General features: G+C 62.0%; 14 protein-coding genes and 1 pseudogene. 7 read left to right on the forward strand and 8 right to left on the reverse strand.

All coding sequences use genetic code 11. From position 1 onward, the window contains the following. Positions 1 to 95 precede the first annotated feature (95 nt). Positions 96 to 950, forward strand: coding sequence for an AraC family transcriptional regulator (locus HU722_RS17390; RefSeq protein ID WP_065890799.1), 855 nt, complete (start codon positions 96 to 98; stop codon positions 948 to 950). On the opposite strand, the gene HU722_RS17395 is transcribed toward HU722_RS17390, so the two are convergent. The 5 genes from HU722_RS17395 to HU722_RS17415 are packed head-to-tail and all read right to left on the reverse strand — an operon-like array spanning position 951 to position 6,079. Continuing rightward, entirely contained in the window at positions 951 to 1,739 is a 789-nt protein-coding gene (locus tag HU722_RS17395; protein WP_065890798.1) for an ABC transporter ATP-binding protein, read from the reverse strand. Next, complete coding sequence (locus tag HU722_RS17400; RefSeq protein ID WP_065872146.1) at positions 1,733 to 2,722, reverse strand: ABC transporter permease; 990 nt, start codon at positions 2,720 to 2,722, stop codon at positions 1,733 to 1,735. The genes HU722_RS17395 and HU722_RS17400 overlap by 7 nt, the downstream gene beginning before the upstream one ends. After that, positions 2,709 to 3,767, reverse strand: coding sequence for an ABC transporter substrate-binding protein (locus HU722_RS17405; RefSeq protein ID WP_065890797.1), 1,059 nt, complete (start codon positions 3,765 to 3,767; stop codon positions 2,709 to 2,711). Before HU722_RS17405 ends, HU722_RS17400 begins: the two co-directional genes overlap by 14 nt. Before the next feature lie 51 nt (positions 3,768 to 3,818). After that, the gene (locus HU722_RS17410) at positions 3,819 to 5,144 is read right to left on the reverse strand and encodes an LLM class flavin-dependent oxidoreductase (RefSeq protein ID WP_065890796.1); all 1,326 of its coding nucleotides are present in this window, start codon (positions 5,142 to 5,144) and stop codon (positions 3,819 to 3,821) included. Further along, complete coding sequence (locus tag HU722_RS17415) at positions 5,141 to 6,079, reverse strand: aliphatic sulfonate ABC transporter substrate-binding protein (protein ID WP_186752810.1); 939 nt, start codon at positions 6,077 to 6,079, stop codon at positions 5,141 to 5,143. Before HU722_RS17415 ends, HU722_RS17410 begins: the two co-directional genes overlap by 4 nt. A 336-nt stretch (positions 6,080 to 6,415) precedes the next feature. Between HU722_RS17415 and HU722_RS17420 the strand changes: the two are divergent. Then, positions 6,416 to 6,679 (forward strand): annotated as a pseudogene (locus HU722_RS17420) (ABC transporter substrate-binding protein); the annotation flags it as partial. A gap of 151 nt (positions 6,680 to 6,830) precedes the next feature. Here the strand turns inward: HU722_RS17420 and HU722_RS17425 are convergent. The 3 genes from HU722_RS17425 to HU722_RS17435 are packed head-to-tail and all read right to left on the reverse strand — an operon-like array spanning position 6,831 to position 10,070. Further along, entirely contained in the window at positions 6,831 to 8,306 is a 1,476-nt protein-coding gene (locus HU722_RS17425; RefSeq protein WP_065872141.1) for an FGGY family carbohydrate kinase, read from the reverse strand. A gap of 5 nt (positions 8,307 to 8,311) precedes the next feature. After that, entirely contained in the window at positions 8,312 to 9,244 is a 933-nt protein-coding gene (locus HU722_RS17430; protein WP_065872140.1) for a transketolase family protein, read from the reverse strand. Then, positions 9,234 to 10,070: a transketolase gene (locus HU722_RS17435; RefSeq protein ID WP_065872139.1), complete on the reverse strand. Its 837-nt coding sequence runs from the start codon at positions 10,068 to 10,070 to the stop codon at positions 9,234 to 9,236. The genes HU722_RS17430 and HU722_RS17435 overlap by 11 nt, the downstream gene beginning before the upstream one ends. Before the next feature lie 361 nt (positions 10,071 to 10,431). Here HU722_RS17435 and HU722_RS17440 point away from each other — a divergent pair, with 361 nt between their 5' ends. From HU722_RS17440 to HU722_RS17460, 5 genes are all read left to right on the forward strand, one after another. After that, entirely contained in the window at positions 10,432 to 11,439 is a 1,008-nt protein-coding gene (locus HU722_RS17440; protein WP_049712752.1) for an ABC transporter permease, read from the forward strand. Positions 11,440 to 11,490: 51 nt separating this feature from the next. Continuing rightward, on the forward strand, positions 11,491 to 12,423 hold the full coding sequence (locus tag HU722_RS17445) for a sugar ABC transporter substrate-binding protein (RefSeq protein ID WP_065872138.1): 933 nt from the start codon (positions 11,491 to 11,493) through the stop codon (positions 12,421 to 12,423). 15 nt (positions 12,424 to 12,438) lie between these two features. Then, a complete protein-coding gene (locus HU722_RS17450; protein ID WP_065881951.1) occupies positions 12,439 to 13,947 on the forward strand; it encodes a sugar ABC transporter ATP-binding protein in 1,509 nt (502 codons plus the stop codon). Positions 13,948 to 14,092: 145 nt separating this feature from the next. After that, positions 14,093 to 14,857, forward strand: a complete 765-nt coding sequence (locus HU722_RS17455) for an SDR family oxidoreductase (RefSeq protein ID WP_065872136.1) — start codon at positions 14,093 to 14,095, stop codon at positions 14,855 to 14,857. Positions 14,858 to 14,866: 9 nt separating this feature from the next. Further along, the gene (locus HU722_RS17460; RefSeq protein WP_065872135.1) at positions 14,867 to 15,667 is read left to right on the forward strand and encodes an SDR family oxidoreductase; all 801 of its coding nucleotides are present in this window, start codon (positions 14,867 to 14,869) and stop codon (positions 15,665 to 15,667) included. Positions 15,668 to 15,695 lie beyond the last annotated feature (28 nt).

The following is a 15,695-nucleotide window of genomic DNA, read 5'->3' on the forward strand; positions in this document are numbered from 1 at the left end:
TGAGAACGGATCTCACTATATCCACCGCACCACTAGACGGCATTGCACAGGATAGCCAGACTGTTTCGCAATTCAGCCAACTTGCGATCCCCGCCATGAAGCACCATCGCCTTGAAATGCACGACCCGCTGATGGCCAAGGACGCCGATGTGTTCCCGCGCGCCGTGGTGGCCGTGACCGCCACCAGCACGTCGGACACCTGGGAACATGCGCAACATGCCCATCGCAAGGGCCAGTTGATGTACACCCTGCGCGGGATCATCCATTGCGAGATCGAAGCGGGTATCTGGATCGTTCCGCCGCAATGTGCACTGTGGATTCCCGGCGGCACGTCCCACGCGGCGCGCGGGTCTGGCGAAGCGGAAGTCTATTGCCTGTTGATCGACCCTGGCGTCGCATGCGCCCTGCCCCTGCGATGCTGCACGTTGGCCGTGTCGGGGCTGTTGCATGAGTTGATCAGCAAGGCGGTGAATTTCCCGCAGCTCTATGACGAAGGGGGTGCCCAGGGCCGTTTGATCGATACGCTGCTGGACGAACTGGCGGCTGCACCCATCGAAGCCCTGCATTTGCCCATGCCCAAGGACCCTCGACTGCGCCGCCTGGCCGATAGTCTGTTGGCCGAACCGGCGGACAAAGCCACTCTCGGCCTATGGGCGGTGCGCATCGGCATGAGCGAACGCAGCATGACGCGCTTGCTGCTGGAGGAACTGGGGCTGAGCTTCGGTCGCTGGCGCCGGCAGTTGCATGTGATCCTGTCGTTGCAGCGCCTCGCCAAAGGCCAGAGCGTGCAAACGGTGGCGTTGGAGCTCGGCTATGAGAACGCCAGCGGCTTTATCACCATGTTCCGCAAGGCGGTGGGCCAGCCGCCGGCGCGTTACCTGGCAGACCGCGCCGGAGCATTCAGCGCGATGCCCCAGGCCATTGCGCTGAAAGAAGCTGAGCCTGAATGACTACCAGCTACCGCCCAACCCCAGCAGGCCTAGTATCTGGCGCCGCAGGTCAACCAGATAAGGATCATCCCGGTGCCGCGGATACGGCCGATCGATGCTCAATTGCGCCTGGATTTTTGCCGGACGGTCGCTGAACACAATCACCCGGTTGGCCAGCAGCAGGGCTTCTTCCACGTCATGGGTCACCAGCAACGCCGTGTAGCCCTGGCGCTGCCACAGGTCGATCAGCTCTTTTTGCATGGTGATGCGGGTCAAGGAGTCGAGCTTGCCTAAGGGCTCATCGAGGATCAGCAGGCGCGGTTGATTGACCAGTGCGCGGGCCAGAGCCACCCGCTGCGCCATGCCACCGGACAGTTGCCGAGGATAGGCACGGGCGAACTGACTCAGGCCGACTTTTTCCAGGGTTTCATCGACCTTGGCCGAATGGGTCTTGAGCAGACCCTGGGCTTCCAGGCCGACCGCCACGTTGTCCCACACGCGGCGCCACGGGTAAAGCGTCGGGTCCTGGAACACCACCACGCGGCTCGGGTCCGGGCCGGTGATGGCTTCACCATCCGCCAGCAAGCGGCCGGAATCCGCAGGTTCCAGGCCGGCCACCAAACGCAGCAAGGTGGATTTGCCGCAACCCGACGGTCCGAGCAAGGCCACGAACTCTCCCGACGCTACCTCCAGAGATACCCGCTCCAACACCGGCAGGTGCTGCCCGTCCAGGGCAAAGCCATGGCTGAGGTTTTCGATGCGCAGCGCCAAGCCTTCCGACGCCGATACTGCGTGTGCCAGGGCTACCATTTCATTGATCCTTTCTGCCAGGCCAGCAACCGATCACGCACCAGGAACAACCCGGTGATCAACCCTGAACAGGCGAGTGCCATGATCAGCAATGCGGCGTACATATTCGCGTAGGCGGCCCACCCTTGGGCCCATTGCAGGTACCAGCCGATGCCGGATTTGACGCCCATCATCTCCGCCACCACCAGCGTCGAAAAGGAAGCGCCCAGGCCCATGAACAGGCCAACGAACACGTGGGGCAAGGCCGCGGGAATCGCCACTTTGAAAACCAGGAAGCCCTGCTTGGCGCCCAAGGTGCGGGCCACGTCGTAATAGGCTTGATCCACGCTCGACACGCCGGACCAAGTCAGTACCGTGACCGGGAACCACGTGGCCAGGGCGATCAGAAACACGCTGGCGCTCCAACTGCTCGGAAACAGGAAAAAACACAGCGGCAACAACGCCGTTGACGGCACCGGGCCAAGGATGCGCAGCACCGGGTGCAACCAGTAGCCGATGCGCGTGGACCAACCGATGGCCACCCCGGCAATAAACCCGGTGATCGCGCCCAGGGCCACGCCCGAGCCGAGCAGCAACGCCGAATGCAGCAGGCTGTCGGCCAGTCGCGGATAGTCTTCGAGATACACCGCCAGCAAGGCCTGGGGCGGCGCAAAAAACGGCACCGGCAACAGCGCCAGCTTGGCGGTGGCCAACTCCCAGATACCCAGTAGCACCGGCAAGGCGATCAACCAAGGGCCGGCATTACGCAAGCGCAGGCCTAGCCCTGGCAGCTTGCGCCCCAGCAGGCTCAGCACGATGAACAGCGCCGCCACAGCCACACACAGGTTGGCCAAGCCTTGGGTCATCGGCCAGTTGCGTGTCGCGTTGGGCCAGTAGCTGATCAACAGCGCAACGGCGACCCAGGCCCCGACCACCGCCACGCCCTGCCACCAGACTTTGAACGCCAGGGAGGGGTTCAGGGTTGTTGCATCAGCTGAAGACATCGACGGTGATCTCCTTGGCAAACTCCAACGGGTCGGTGCTCTTGCTGATCACCTCGACGGTTTTCAGGTCGGTAATGTAGGTGAGGATTTCCTGGGTCAGCGCCGCGCCCACCGCGTGGTGACCGTGGGTGTGGTCGTGGAGGATCGCCTGCACTTCCTCCACCGAGGTGTTCAGCGCATGGGCCTGGAAGCCTTTGGCGACTTCTTCCGGATGTTGCACCGAATAGTCGTGAGCTTCGAGGATCGCCTGGGTCAGTGCCGCGACCACGCGCTTTTCTTCACGCACCAGCTTGCCGGTGACACCGACCACGCAGCAGCTGAGGTTGGCGTACTCCTCCACCAGGTTGGTGGACAGCTCCTTCGCCACGCCAGACTTGATCAGGCGGTACATGAAGGGGTCGCTACCGCTCACCGCCTGCACTTCGCCGCGCTCAAGCGCAGTGCCGAGTAGGTCGGCTGGAAACAGACGCCATTCCACGTCACGTACCGGGTCGACACCGTGTTTTTTCAGCAGGATCGAGAAGAAATTGCGGTCCGGGCTGGCCATGTCGGTCACGCCAATGGCCTTGCCCTTGAGGTCTTCGAGTTTGGTCACGCCGCCATTCACCGCACTGAGCAAGCGCAGGCAGCCACCGTGGGTGCCGGCGGTGAGTTTCACGTCAAAACCCTGCTCCAGCGCCTTGAGCCAACGCAGCGCCATGCCCACGCCGGCATCGGCCTTGCCGGTGGCAATCGCTTCCAACAGCACTTCGGTGGAGTTACCGAAGTTGACCAGTTCCACGTCCAGGTTGTGATTGGTGAAAAAGCCCTGGCCATGGGCGATCACCACCGGGGCCAGGCACACGGCGTTCAGGTTGACGGCGAGTTTCAACTTGCGCGGTGCGTCGAGGCGGATGAACTCACCGGTGCCGGCAGGTTCCTGGGCGACATTATGGCCGGCATGCGCGTCGGCAGCGAAGCCGAGGCGCGGCAGCGACAGGCTGGCCAGGGTGATACCGGCCAGGCCGAGCAGGCGACGACGGGTTAAATAATCGAAATCAGTCATGCAAAGTGTCCCTTCTAAATTGATAGATTTGCGGATATGACATGTGGGCGTTCAGCGTGTGAGATCAGCGAGGCCCAGGTGCTCGCGCAGCGTCGTCCCCTCATACGCCGTGCGGAACAACCCCTTGCGCTGCAAATGCGGAATCACACTCTCCACAAACTCCGTGAACGAGCCCGGCAGATACCCCGGCGAAATCACAAACCCATCGCAACCGCCCTGCTCGAACAGCTCGGCCAACTGGTCGGCGATTTGTGCGCCCGTGCCCACCAACTGGGGCACACGCACGCTACTGGCGAAGATGCGGCCGAGTTGTTCGAGGGTGGTTTCCGGGCCTTGCATCAATAGCTTTTCAGCGGCCGCCCGAGGGATCAGGGGCGACTGAGCGATCTCGGCCAGCGTCGCCGACAGCGGGAATGGCGACAGGTCGACATTCAGCTGCGAAGCCAAGGTCACCAACCCCAACTCCGGACGTGCCAGCGCGTTGTGCTTGTCGCGCTTGGCGCGGGCCTCGGCTTCGCTGCCACCAATAAACGGCATCACCGCCGTGAGCACTTTGCAGCTGTCAGCGGCACGGCCTTGTTGCACGACCTGGGCACGTACGTCATCACGAAACGCGCGCATCGCCGCCAAGTGCGAGTGAATGGTGAAAATGGCCTCGGCCCAACGCGCACCAAAACGCCGGCCACGCCCCGAAGAACCGGCCTGGATCAGCACCGGCCGGCCCTGGGGCGTGCGCGGAATATTCAGCGGGCCTTCAACCTTGAACCACTCGCCCTGATGCTGCACCGAACGGATCAGTTCAGGGTCCGCCAGCACCCCGCTTTCGCGATCCAGTTTCAGCGCGTCCTTGCCCCAGCTGTTCCAGAGCTTCAACGCGACTTCGACAAACTCATCGGCGCGGTCGTAGCGCAGGTCGTGTTCCAGGTGCTTGTCCTTGCCGAACAGGCGCCCTTCGCTGTCGTTCATCGAGGTGACGATATTCCACGCTGCACGGCCCTTGGACAGATGGTCGAGGGTCGCGAATTCACGGGCAATGTGCGCCGGCTCGTAATAGGTGGTGGAGCGGGTGGCGCCCAGGCCCAGCTTGGTGGTCTTGCCCACCAGGTAAGAGAGGATCGGCAACGGGTCCAGGCGCGTGGCGTCCTGGGCGCCGTAGCGCAAGGCGAACTCGCGGGAGCCGCCCATCTGGTCACCCACCGCGAGGCGATCAGCGAAGAACAGGAAGTCGAACAGCCCCTCCTCCACCACCTTGGCTACCCGTGCGTAATACTCGGGGTCGAGGTAATTGCCGACGGTTTCCGGGTGGCGCCACACCGCATGGCTGTGCACCACCGGCCCACTCAACAGGAACGCGGATAAATGGATTTGGCGGCTCATGGTTTGGGTGTCCACACGGTGATTGCGCTGACCTTCAACGCCTTGGGAATCAGCTTGGCGGCGTAGTAGGTGTCGGCGATGCGTTGTTGTTCGGCGAGGTGTTCAACCTTCACGGGAATGATGTCGTAGCTGCGGCGACTGTTCGCGCGCTCCACCGTGGCAGGGGCGATATTGCCCCACAGTGGGCCAAGTATTTCGGCGGCTTCCTTGGGATGGGCCTTCACCCATTGGCCGGTCTCGCGCAGGGTGTCGAAGGTCACCTGCAACACGTCCGGATGGGCGTTGGCGAACTGAGTGGTGGCCAGGTAGAAGCGGTTGTAGTCGGCCAAGCCGTCCTTGCCATCGGCGATCACACGCACATGATGATCGAGTTGCTGGGTGGCGAGAAACGGGTCCCAGATCACCCAGGCGTCCACGCTGCCATTGGCGAAGGCGGCGCCGCCATCCGGCGCTTTCAGGTAACGCGGGGTGATATCGCTTAGCGTCAGCCCGGCTTTTTTCAGCGCAGAGATCAGCAGGAAGTTGCTGCCCGAGCCTTTGGATACGGCGACGGTCTTGCCCTTGAGGTCGGCGATGCTGTGGATCGGTGATTTTTCCTGGACGATGATCGCCTGGGCACTCGGCGATGAGTTTTCCTGGGCGTAGTAGGTCAACGGCGCGTCCGCGGCCTGGGTAAACAGGGCAAAGGCGTCGGCCACATCGGCGTGCAGATCGACACTGCCAGCGTTGAGCGAGCTGAGCAGGCCGGTGCTGAACTCATGCCAGTTAACTGTGAAACCCAGCGGCTTGAGGCGCTGTTCCAACTGGCCATTTTGCTTGAGCAGGATCCACAAGGTGGACGAACGCTGGTAGCTGATATCCAGGCTTTGCTCGGCATGGGCCGCCGCAGCGGCGAACAGCAAACTGGCGGCAACAATAAGTTTCTTGAACGTCATGGAAGACCTTGGCGTGGGAGAAATGAAAAGAGCTGCATATGCCAAAAACCCGCGCAAGGCCTGGCAGTAGAGTTAATTCGATTATATTAATGACGAGAAATTATGAAAGAACCCTATAATTCTATGGTTATGCCCAATTCGTCGGAACCTGGAAAAAGCGCCCTAAGCTAAGATCGAAAGAGTATTTAGCGAATAGTTTTTAGAACCTTAAGCTCAAATCTATTTCGTTAGAGATCGAGCACACCATGTCCATACGTCGTCCCCTCGCCGCAGTAATCGGGTTGCTGGCTTTTTCCATCGGCATAAGCGCCGAGGCCCAGGCTATCGTGGGGCGCGTTGAAGGTGGTGTATGACGCTTTGGAAAAAGCGGGCAAGTGGGTGAAAACCAACCCGCAGGACGCGGCTAAAGTGCTCGGCCCGTTGTGGGGCAATCTGGATGTCGCCACGGTTGAAGCGGCGAATGCACACCGCAGTTATCAGGTGCAGCCGGTGACGATCGATCAGTTGGGTGAACAGCAGAAGATTGCCGATGCATTCTTCAAGGCGGGGTTGTTGCCCAAGGCGGTGGATGCGAAGGATGTGCAGACCTGGAAGCCTTAAGCGAATAACAGGCACAACTCGATCAATTGTGGGAGCTGGCTTGCCTGCGATGGCGGTGGGTCAGCAATGAAAATATTGGCTGAAAAACCGCTATCGCAGCGGTGCGACGATTCGACAAGCCAGCTCCCACACTTTTAGGCTGCATAAATAGTTAGAGAAGAGTACGGCTCAAGGCCTTTTTCCACTCGCCATAACGCCCCGCCATCGCCGGATCTTCCTGCGGCTCAAACCGCTCCCGCTGGCGCTCCAACGCGCCCAGCGCTTCATCACTCGCCCACACTCCCGACGCCCTGCCCGCCAGGTGCGCCGCGCCCAATGCCGACACCTCCGGTGACAGGCTGCGCACCACCGGGCGTTGCAGCAGGTTGGCCAGGAACTGCATCAGCCAGCGGTTGCGCGTCGCGCCGCCATCCACCCACAACTCCTTCAACGGGCTGCCGATGTCCTGCTGCATCGCTTCGAACACATCACGGATCTGATAACCGATGGATTCCAGTGAAGCACGCAGGATGTGTGCGCCGGACGTGGCTTCGGTCAGCCCGCAGATCAACCCGCGTGCGTCAGCTTTCCAATGTGGCGCGCCCAGCCCGGACAGCGCCGGCACGAAATACACGCCGCCGTTGTCGGGCAGTTGCGCGGCCTGCTCCGTCAAGGCGTCCAGGGATTCCCCGGCCACCAGCCGCGAAGCCCACTGCACGGCGGCACCGGTGTGGACGATATTGCCTTCCATGCCGAAGGTCGGTGTGCCGCCGTCGTGCCAGGCCAGTGTGGTCGAAAGGCCGTGAGTGGAGGCAATCGGGCCGCTCATGGGCGTCATCAAGGATGAGCCGGTGCCAAGCGTGGCTTTCACCAGGCCGGGCGCAAAACCACCCTGCCCGTAGAGTGCGGCGTGTGAGTCGCCGATCATCGACATCACCGGGATGCCGGCGGGCAAGCCGCCCACCGCGACGGTTTCGGCGAAGAAGCCGGCGCTGGGCCGAATCGGCGCCAGTGCCGCCAGCGGGATGGCGAACAGCGCTAACAGCTCTGGGTCCCAGGCGCAGGTGTGCAGGTTGAACAATTGCGTGCGCGCGGCGTTGGAATAGTCGGTGGCAAATACCTGGCCGCCGCTGAGTTTCCACAGCAGCCAACTGTCGACCGTGCCCAGGCAGATCTCACCCGCAGCAGCGCGGGCATGACCATTTTCCAGATTGTCGAGAATCCAGCGAAACTTGCCGGCGGAAAACATCGGGTCGAGGGCCAAACCGGTTTTTTCCAGAACGAGCGCCTCATGACCTTGCGCGTGCAGCCGGGCACATAACGCCGTGGAGCGCCGGCACTGCCAACTGATACACGGCGAGAGTGCTTCACCGGTATGTCGATCCCAGGCCACCACCGATTCACGCTGGTTGCTGATGGCCAATGCAGTGACTGGCCGATCCACCTGAGCCAGGCATTCTTCAATGGCGGCCAGGGTGCTGTGCCAGATCAACAGCGGATCCTGCTCAGAAAAACCCGGCTGTGGATGAATGATGCTCAATGGCCGAGAGCCGCGTGCTATCACCTGCCCGAGCTCGTTGACCAGCACCGCCTTGGCGTTGCTGGTGCCTTCATCTATCGCCAGGATCAGCGGCGTAGGATTATTCATGACGTTCACCGCAACCGAGTGGCAGCCGCCACAATCCCAGCCACGTCGATGTTATGCAAGGCGCGCGTCGGTTCCCGGGCGCCCGCGGCGGCGTATTCGCCATCGCCGATGCCCAGGCGAGTCAGCGCAATGCCCAGGCCGGCCTCGGCGAGCACTTCGGCGACCAGGCTGCCGACACCGCCATTGATGTTGTGTTCTTCGACAGTGATCACCGCGCGCGTGCCACGCAACGCGCTCAACAGCACATCACGCTGCAAGGGGCGGATCGACGACAGGTTGATCACCTGCGCCTCAATGCCCTGCTCCGCCAGCAACGCCGCCGCGTCGACCGCTTCGTGCACCACCGACCCCAAAGCGACGATGCTGAGGTCTGCACCCTGGCGCAGGATATCCACGTGCCCGGGTTTGAATTGGTAATCGGCGCCATGAACGTCGGGCAAGGCCTTGCCGTCGAGACGGATGTACACCGGCCCCTCATACCGCAGCGCGTAATCGACAATCTGCCGGCACTCGACGGCATCGGCAGGGGCAAAGATCTGCACATTGCCAAAGCCACGCATCACCGAAATGTCGTCGAGGCTGTGGTGGGTACTGGCTAACGGGCCATAGCTGGTGCCGGCATTCAGACCGAACATCTTCACATTGGCCTGGTTGTAGCAGACGTCCACTTTGATCTGTTCATTGGCCCGCGAAATCAGGAACGGCGCCGCATTGCAGGTGGCGGCGATCTTACCGCCCAATGCCAGCCCCGCCGCCACGCTGACCAGCGACTGCTCGGCGATGCCAACGTTGATCAGGCGCTCGGGAAAACGCTGCGCAAACGGCCCGATCTTGGCGGTGGACGTGGAATCGCTGACCACCGGCACCACGTCGAGCCCGGCATCAACGGCGGCAATAAAGGCGTCCACCATGACGCTCGCCAAATGTTCACTCGCCATGGTTCAACTCCTCCAGTGCTGCGTTGATTTCATCACCCTTGGGCACACGGTGGTGCCATTCGGGGCGAGCTTCGATAAACGACACGCCCTTGCCTTTGATGGTGTGGGCGATCAGCACCTGGGGCGCGCCGGTCTTGGTCTGCATGCTTTCCAGGGCTGCGATCAACTGACCCACATCGTTGCCGTCGCACTCGCTGACGCTGAAGCCGAAGGCGGCCCATTTCACGTCCAGCGGATCCAGCGGCATGATGTCGGCCGTCAGCCCCGCCAGCTGCAGCTTGTTTTTGTCGACGATCACAAACAGGTTATCCAGGCCGTACTTGGCCGCCGCCATCGCGGCTTCCCAATTGGAGCCCTCGGCCAACTCGCCGTCGCCGGTCAGCACATAGATGCGCTTTTTGCTGCCGGACATCTTCGCCGCCAACGCCAGCCCCACCGCCACCGGCAGACCGTGCCCGAGGGCGCCGGTATTCAGTTCGATGCCGGGGGTTTTCTGGCGTACCGGGTGGCCGGGCAAGTGGGAATTGAAGTGCTGGTAGGTAGGCAACCACTCGGTGGGGATGTAGCCCGCCTGGGCCAGGCAGCAATACAAGCCGCCGACGCCGTGGCCTTTACTCTGGATGTAGATATCCCGCTCCGGGTCTTCGGTGCGCTCCGGACCGGTATTGAGGATGCGGAAGTACAGGGTGGCGAGGATGTCGGTTTCCGACAGGTCGGCCCCGGTGTGCCCGCCGGCCGGAGAGTCGGCATTCAGGCGGATCACGTGGCGCCGGATCAGGCGGGCCTGTTCTTTGATCTGGTGAGCGTCGTACTGGAAGGCATTCATGCAGCGGCTCCTGTGGGCTGACCACGCGAGGTGAAAGTGCCGAAAGCTGTGTTTGAATATTTATTCAGCAGTGACAATATATTTCTATTTAGACGCCGAACGCCCCGCAGGTCAAGTAAGCGGACGGTGGAAAAATGAAATAAAACTCGGAAAGACCCCTCGGACAAACGGCCAAAATCCCACGCGCACCACTCTATCCCGTGGCTTTGCGCCCGGTGAAAGCAGCGTTCTAGAGACATACCTGAAAAATTAAGCGCTTGACTTTGACACGGTGGCACTGGAATCTGAATTAACAGTCAGGCACGCATAAATATTCAAGCCGCCTGAAAGCACTCCAAAAAAAATAAATCAGGAGAACACTGTGGACGCCAAAGCTATTGTCCAGCACCCGGCCGAACTCAAGCCGCCCCACCGCCCACGGCTGGTGAAACTGCTCCCCAGCAACATCGGCGGCCCGCTGATCGGCCTGGTGCTGCTGGTGCTGGTCTTCTCCTTCAGTTCGGAATTCTTCTTCTCTTTACGCAATGGCCTGAACATCCTTGATCAGGTCACGGTGCTGGGCATCCTGGCGATTGGCATGACCGCCGTGATCGTGATCGGCGGCATCGACCTGTCGGTAGGGTCGGTGCTGGCCTTCTCAATGATGATGCTCGGCTGGCTCTATCAGGATCAGGCCGTGCCGCTGGGCTTTGCGATTCCGATCTCGATCGCCACCGGCATGCTCGCCGGGCTGGTGTCGGGCGCGCTGATTACCTATGCCAAGTTGCCGCCATTCATTGCCACGCTGACCATGATGTCGGTGGCCCGTGGCCTGGCGAATATCCTCACCGAAGGCCGGCAGATTGTCGGCTACCCGGAGTGGTTTACCAATCTGGCCACGGTGCGGCATTTCGGTTTTCTCTCGGCGACGGTCGGGTTTTTCCTGGTGATGCTGGTAGTGGCCTGGGTGTTCCTGCGCTTTCGTGCCGGTGGCCGCAACCTGTACGCCATGGGCGGCAGCCCGGAAGTTGCGCGGCTGTCGGGTATCAAGGTGCGCGCGATTACGTTGTGGGTGTACGCCATCAGTGGCGCCCTCGCCGGTATCGCCGCCGTGACCCTGGCCGCGCGCCTCGATTCCTCGCAACCCAGCGCCGGCCTGAGCCTGGAACTGGACGCCATCGCCGCCGTGGTGATTGGCGGCGCCAGCCTTAACGGTGGCGTCGGCAGCATCGGCGGCACCCTGGTGGGCGTGCTGATCATTGGCGTGCTGCGCAATGGCCTCAACCTGCTGGGCGTCTCGCCCTTTATCCAACAAGTGGTGATCGGCGTGGTGATCGCCCTCGCCGTGACCATCGACACCCTGCGACGCCGCTCCAGCACTGCCCGTTAAAACCTGTTCGACAGTTGACACCCTCCAACAATAAAACCAGGAGTCACCGACATGTTCAGCCCCAAGAAACTGCTGTTGGCCACCGCTCTCGCTGCCGCCACCCTTTCCGCTGCCGGCACCACCTGGGCCAAGGACCTGACCATCGGCCTCGCCGTGGCCAACCTGCAGGCCGACTTCTTCAACCAGATCAAGCAATCGGTGGAAGCCGAGGGCAAGGCCAAGGGGATCAAGGTGATCACCGTGGACGCCCAGGGCAACTCGTCTACCCAGGTCAGCCAGATTGAAGACCTGATCACCCGCCAGATCGACGTGCTGATCTACATCCCTGCCGGTGCGACCGCCGCCGGTGTGCCAGTCAAAGCCGCCAAGGCCGCCGGCATCCCGGTGATCGCCGTCGACCGCAACGCCCCTGACGCGCCGGGCGATACCTTTATCGCCAGCGACAGCGTGGCAGGTGCCAAGACGCTGGCCGAATACGTCGGCAAGATCACCGACGGCAAGGGCCGCATCGCGATCCTGCAAGGCCAGCTCGGCACCACCCCTGAAAACGATAGAGCCAAAGGCTTCGAAGAAGGCTTGAAAGCCTTCCCGGACCTCAAAGTCGTCGCCCAGCAACCCGCCGAATGGGCCCAGGACAAAGGCTTCGCCGTGGCCCAGGACTTGCTCCAGCGTGACCCGAACATCACCGTGTTTTTCGGCCGTGCCGATGCCATGGCGTTGGGCGCTGCACAGGCAGTGAAAGTCGGCAACCTGGATCACAAGGTCGTGGTGGTTGGTTTTGACGGTGACGTCGCCGGGCTCAAGGCGGTGCAAAGCGGTGTGCTGAACGCGACTATGACCCAGCAGACGCAGAAGATGGGCCGCCTGGCGGTGGCGTCGGCGATTGACCTGAAGGCCGGCAAAGACGTGCCCAAGGAACAACTGCTGCCCACCGTGCTGACCACCAAAGACAACGTCGCGCCGTTCCTGCAACAGCACCCGTAAACCTTGGAGGTCGTCATGCGAGCAGCAGCTCTGGATAACACCGCCGAAGCGGTGTTGTGCCTGCGCAATATCAGCAAGGCCTACGGGCCGGTGCAGGTCCTGTCGCAGGTCAACGTGGACATTCGCCCCGGCGAAGTATTGGCCCTGCTCGGCGAGAACGGCGCGGGTAAATCCACCCTGTCGTCGATCATCGCCGGGCTTGTGCAGCCCGAAGCCGGCGGCAGCATGACCTGGCTCGGCGCGCCTTACGCACCGGGTTCGCCGGGGGCCGCGCTGAGCGCCGGGATCGGCCTGATCCATCAGGAAATCCGCCTGCTGCCGCAATTGTCGATCGCCGAAAACATCTTCGTCGGCCGCCTGCCCATGCGTTATGGGAAGGTGGACCGCGAATACATGGAAGCCCAGGCGCAGATCCAGTTGGAACGCCTGGGGCTCAAGGTGCCGGCGTCGCGCAAGGTCGAAGGCCTGAGCGTGGCGGCGCAGCAACTGGTGGAAATCGCCAAGGCGCTGACCCTCAAGGCGAGCCTGTTGATTCTCGATGAACCCACCGCGGCGTTGGGTGGGGAAGAGACCGAGCTGCTGTTCAAACAGGTGGAACGGCTCAAGGCTGAGGGGGTGTCGTTTATCTACATCAGCCATCGCCTGGAAGAAATCGCGCGTATTGCCGACCGCGTGCTGGTACTGCGTGACGGTCGCCAAATTGCCTTGCACGCCACGGCCCAGGTGCCGGTGCGTGAGTTGGTCGAGCAAATGGTCGGACGCAGCCTGGAGCGAATTTTCCCCGCGCTGCAACCGCCGCAGGACCAAGTGATGTTGCAGGTCAAGGATTTAAGCTGCCGTGAATTCGCCCTGCACGGCATCGATTTCAGCGTGCGCGCCGGTGAGGTATTCGGCATTGCCGGCGTGGTCGGCGCCGGGCGGACCGAACTGGTGCGCACCATTGCCGGCGCGGCCCAGGACATTCAGGGGCTTATGGTGCTGGATGGCGAGGTGCGTCAGTTGCGCTCGCCGTTCGAAGCCATCCAGGCCGGCGTGGTGCTGGTGCCCGAGGACCGCAAGCAGCAAGGCGTGGTGGTGGAACATCGCATCGAAGACAACCTGATCTATGGCAACACCGACCTGCTGGATAAACGCGGCTGGGTGTTCCCTGCCCCGCTGCGCGAATTCGCTCGCACGGCGGTGGCTCGACTCGGCGTGAAAGGCGCGCCGCAGTCGCGGATTTCCAGCCTGTCCGGCGGTAACCAGCAGAAAGTGATCATTGCCAAATGGCTGGCGCGTAATCCCAAGGTGTTCATTCTGGACGAGCCGACTCGAGGCATCGACGTGGGTGCGCGGGCGGCGATTTATGAGGTGATTGCAGACCTGGCGGCCAAGGGCATGGCGGTGATAGTGGTCAGTTCGGACCTGGATGAGGTGCTGGGATTGTCCCATCGGGTGATGGTGATGAGCCGGGGACGGCAGATGGGGATTCTGGAGCGTGGTGAAGCCACACCGGTGTCAGTGATGGAAATGGCCACCGCGTGAGCAAAGACAACACACATCAACTGTGGGAGCTGGCTTGCCTGCGATGGCGGTGTACCAGCCACCGAAGATGTGACTGAACGACCGCTATCGCAGGCAAGCCAGCTCCCACAGGGGTCCCACTGTGATTTCAACAATGGAGTATTTCATGCAGCTTTTTAGTCTTCAGGGCCAAGTCGCCTTTGTAACTGGCGCCGGCAGTGGCATCGGCCAAGCCATCGCCGTCGGCCTCGCCGAAGCCGGCGCCGATGTAGCCTGCTTCGATCTACCCGGCAGCCCGGGTATCGCCAGCACCGTCGAACGCATCCAAGCCCTCGGCCGTCGCGCCCTGGCCCTCAGCGGCACGGTCACCGAACGTGCCGCCCTGGATGCGGCCGTCGCCCGCACCGAAAGCGAACTCGGCGAACTCAGCGTCGCCGTCAACTGTGCCGGCATCGCCAACGCCCAGGCTGCCGAAGACCTGGAACTGCAACGCTGGCAAACCACCCTCGACATCAACCTCACCGGCATCTTCCTCAGTTGCCAGGCCCAGGCCGCGGTGATGTTGCCGCGTGGCAAAGGCGCCATCGTCAATATCGCCTCCATGTCCGGTAGCATCGTCAACCGTGGCCTGTTGCAGGCGCACTACAACACCTCCAAGGCTGGGGTGATCCACCTGAGCAAAAGCCTGGCGATGGAATGGGCCGACAAGGGCTTGCGCGTGAACTGCATCAGCCCCGGCTACACCGCCACGCCGATGAACTCGCGGCCGGAAGTGGCCGACCAGGTGAAGATATTTGAACAGACCACGCCCATGGGCCGCATGGCCAGCGTGGAAGAAATGGTTGGCCCGGCGATCTTCCTGGTGAGCCAGGCGTCGTCTTTCTGCACCGGTGTCGACCTGTTGGTCGATGGCGGCTTTGTGTGCTGGTAGGAGTTCATCATGTCGCAACGATTCAGCGGTAAAACCATCGTCATCACCGGCGCCTGCCGTGGCATCGGCGCCGGCATTGCCGAGCGCTTCGCCCAAGAGGGCGCCAACCTGGTACTGGCCTCCAACGATCTGGAACGCGTGACCTTTACCGCTAACCAGCTCGCCCAGGAATACAACGTGGACACCCTGGCCCTGGGCATCGACGTCACAGACGAAAGCGACATCGAAAAGCTCTACCGCGAAGGCCATGCCCGCTTTGGCAGCATCGACGTGTCGGTGCAGAACGCCGGCATCATCACCATCGACCACTACGACACCATGCCCCGCGCCGACTTCGACAAGGTGCTACAGGTCAACACTACCGGCGTGTGGCTGGGGTGCCGGGAAGCGGCCAAGTACATGGTCAAACAAGGCAGCGGACGGCTGATCAACACGTCATCCGGCCAGGGCCGCCAGGGGTTTATCTACACGCCGCACTACGCCGCGAGCAAAATGGGCGTGATCGGCATCACCCAGAGCCTGGCGCTGGAGTTGGCGCGGCACAACATCACGGTGAATGCGTTCTGCCCCGGCATCATCGAAAGCGAGATGTGGGACTACAACGACCGCGTCTGGGGCGAGATTCTCAGCACCGACGAAAAGCGCTACGGCAAGGGGGAGTTGATGGCCGAATGGGTCAAGAACATCCCATTGCGCCGCGCCGGCAAACCCTCGGATGTCGCGGGGTTAGTGGCGTTCCTGGCGTCCGATGACGCGGCTTACCTGACCGGCCAGGCGATCAATATCGACGGCGGCCTGATCATGTCGTAAGGGTTTGGTATCCTCACCCGCATTGATG

This window comes from Pseudomonas tritici, from assembly GCF_014268275.3.
In the GTDB taxonomy this organism is placed as follows: domain Bacteria; phylum Pseudomonadota; class Gammaproteobacteria; order Pseudomonadales; family Pseudomonadaceae; genus Aquipseudomonas; species Aquipseudomonas tritici.

Excerpts from the sequence above, each read along its gene's own strand:
- HU722_RS17405 (WP_065890797.1), bottom strand. The coding sequence starts at position 3,767 with ATGACTGATTTCGATTATTTAACCCGTCGTCGCCTGCTCGGCCTGGCC.
- HU722_RS17450 (WP_065881951.1), top strand. The coding sequence starts at position 12,439 with ATGCGAGCAGCAGCTCTGGATAACACCGCCGAAGCGGTGTTGTGCCTG.
- HU722_RS17445 (WP_065872138.1), top strand. The coding sequence starts at position 11,491 with ATGTTCAGCCCCAAGAAACTGCTGTTGGCCACCGCTCTCGCTGCCGCC.
- HU722_RS17410 (WP_065890796.1), bottom strand. The coding sequence starts at position 5,144 with ATGAGCCGCCAAATCCATTTATCCGCGTTCCTGTTGAGTGGGCCGGTG.
- HU722_RS17435 (WP_065872139.1), bottom strand. The coding sequence starts at position 10,070 with ATGAATGCCTTCCAGTACGACGCTCACCAGATCAAAGAACAGGCCCGC.
- HU722_RS17395 (WP_065890798.1), bottom strand. The coding sequence starts at position 1,739 with ATGGTAGCCCTGGCACACGCAGTATCGGCGTCGGAAGGCTTGGCGCTG.
- HU722_RS17400 (WP_065872146.1), bottom strand. The coding sequence starts at position 2,722 with ATGTCTTCAGCTGATGCAACAACCCTGAACCCCTCCCTGGCGTTCAAA.
- HU722_RS17425 (WP_065872141.1), bottom strand. The coding sequence starts at position 8,306 with ATGAATAATCCTACGCCGCTGATCCTGGCGATAGATGAAGGCACCAGC.
- HU722_RS17460 (WP_065872135.1), top strand. The coding sequence starts at position 14,867 with ATGTCGCAACGATTCAGCGGTAAAACCATCGTCATCACCGGCGCCTGC.
- HU722_RS17390 (WP_065890799.1), top strand. The coding sequence starts at position 96 with ATGAAGCACCATCGCCTTGAAATGCACGACCCGCTGATGGCCAAGGAC.
- HU722_RS17415 (WP_186752810.1), bottom strand. The coding sequence starts at position 6,079 with ATGACGTTCAAGAAACTTATTGTTGCCGCCAGTTTGCTGTTCGCCGCT.
- HU722_RS17455 (WP_065872136.1), top strand. The coding sequence starts at position 14,093 with ATGCAGCTTTTTAGTCTTCAGGGCCAAGTCGCCTTTGTAACTGGCGCC.
- HU722_RS17430 (WP_065872140.1), bottom strand. The coding sequence starts at position 9,244 with ATGGCGAGTGAACATTTGGCGAGCGTCATGGTGGACGCCTTTATTGCC.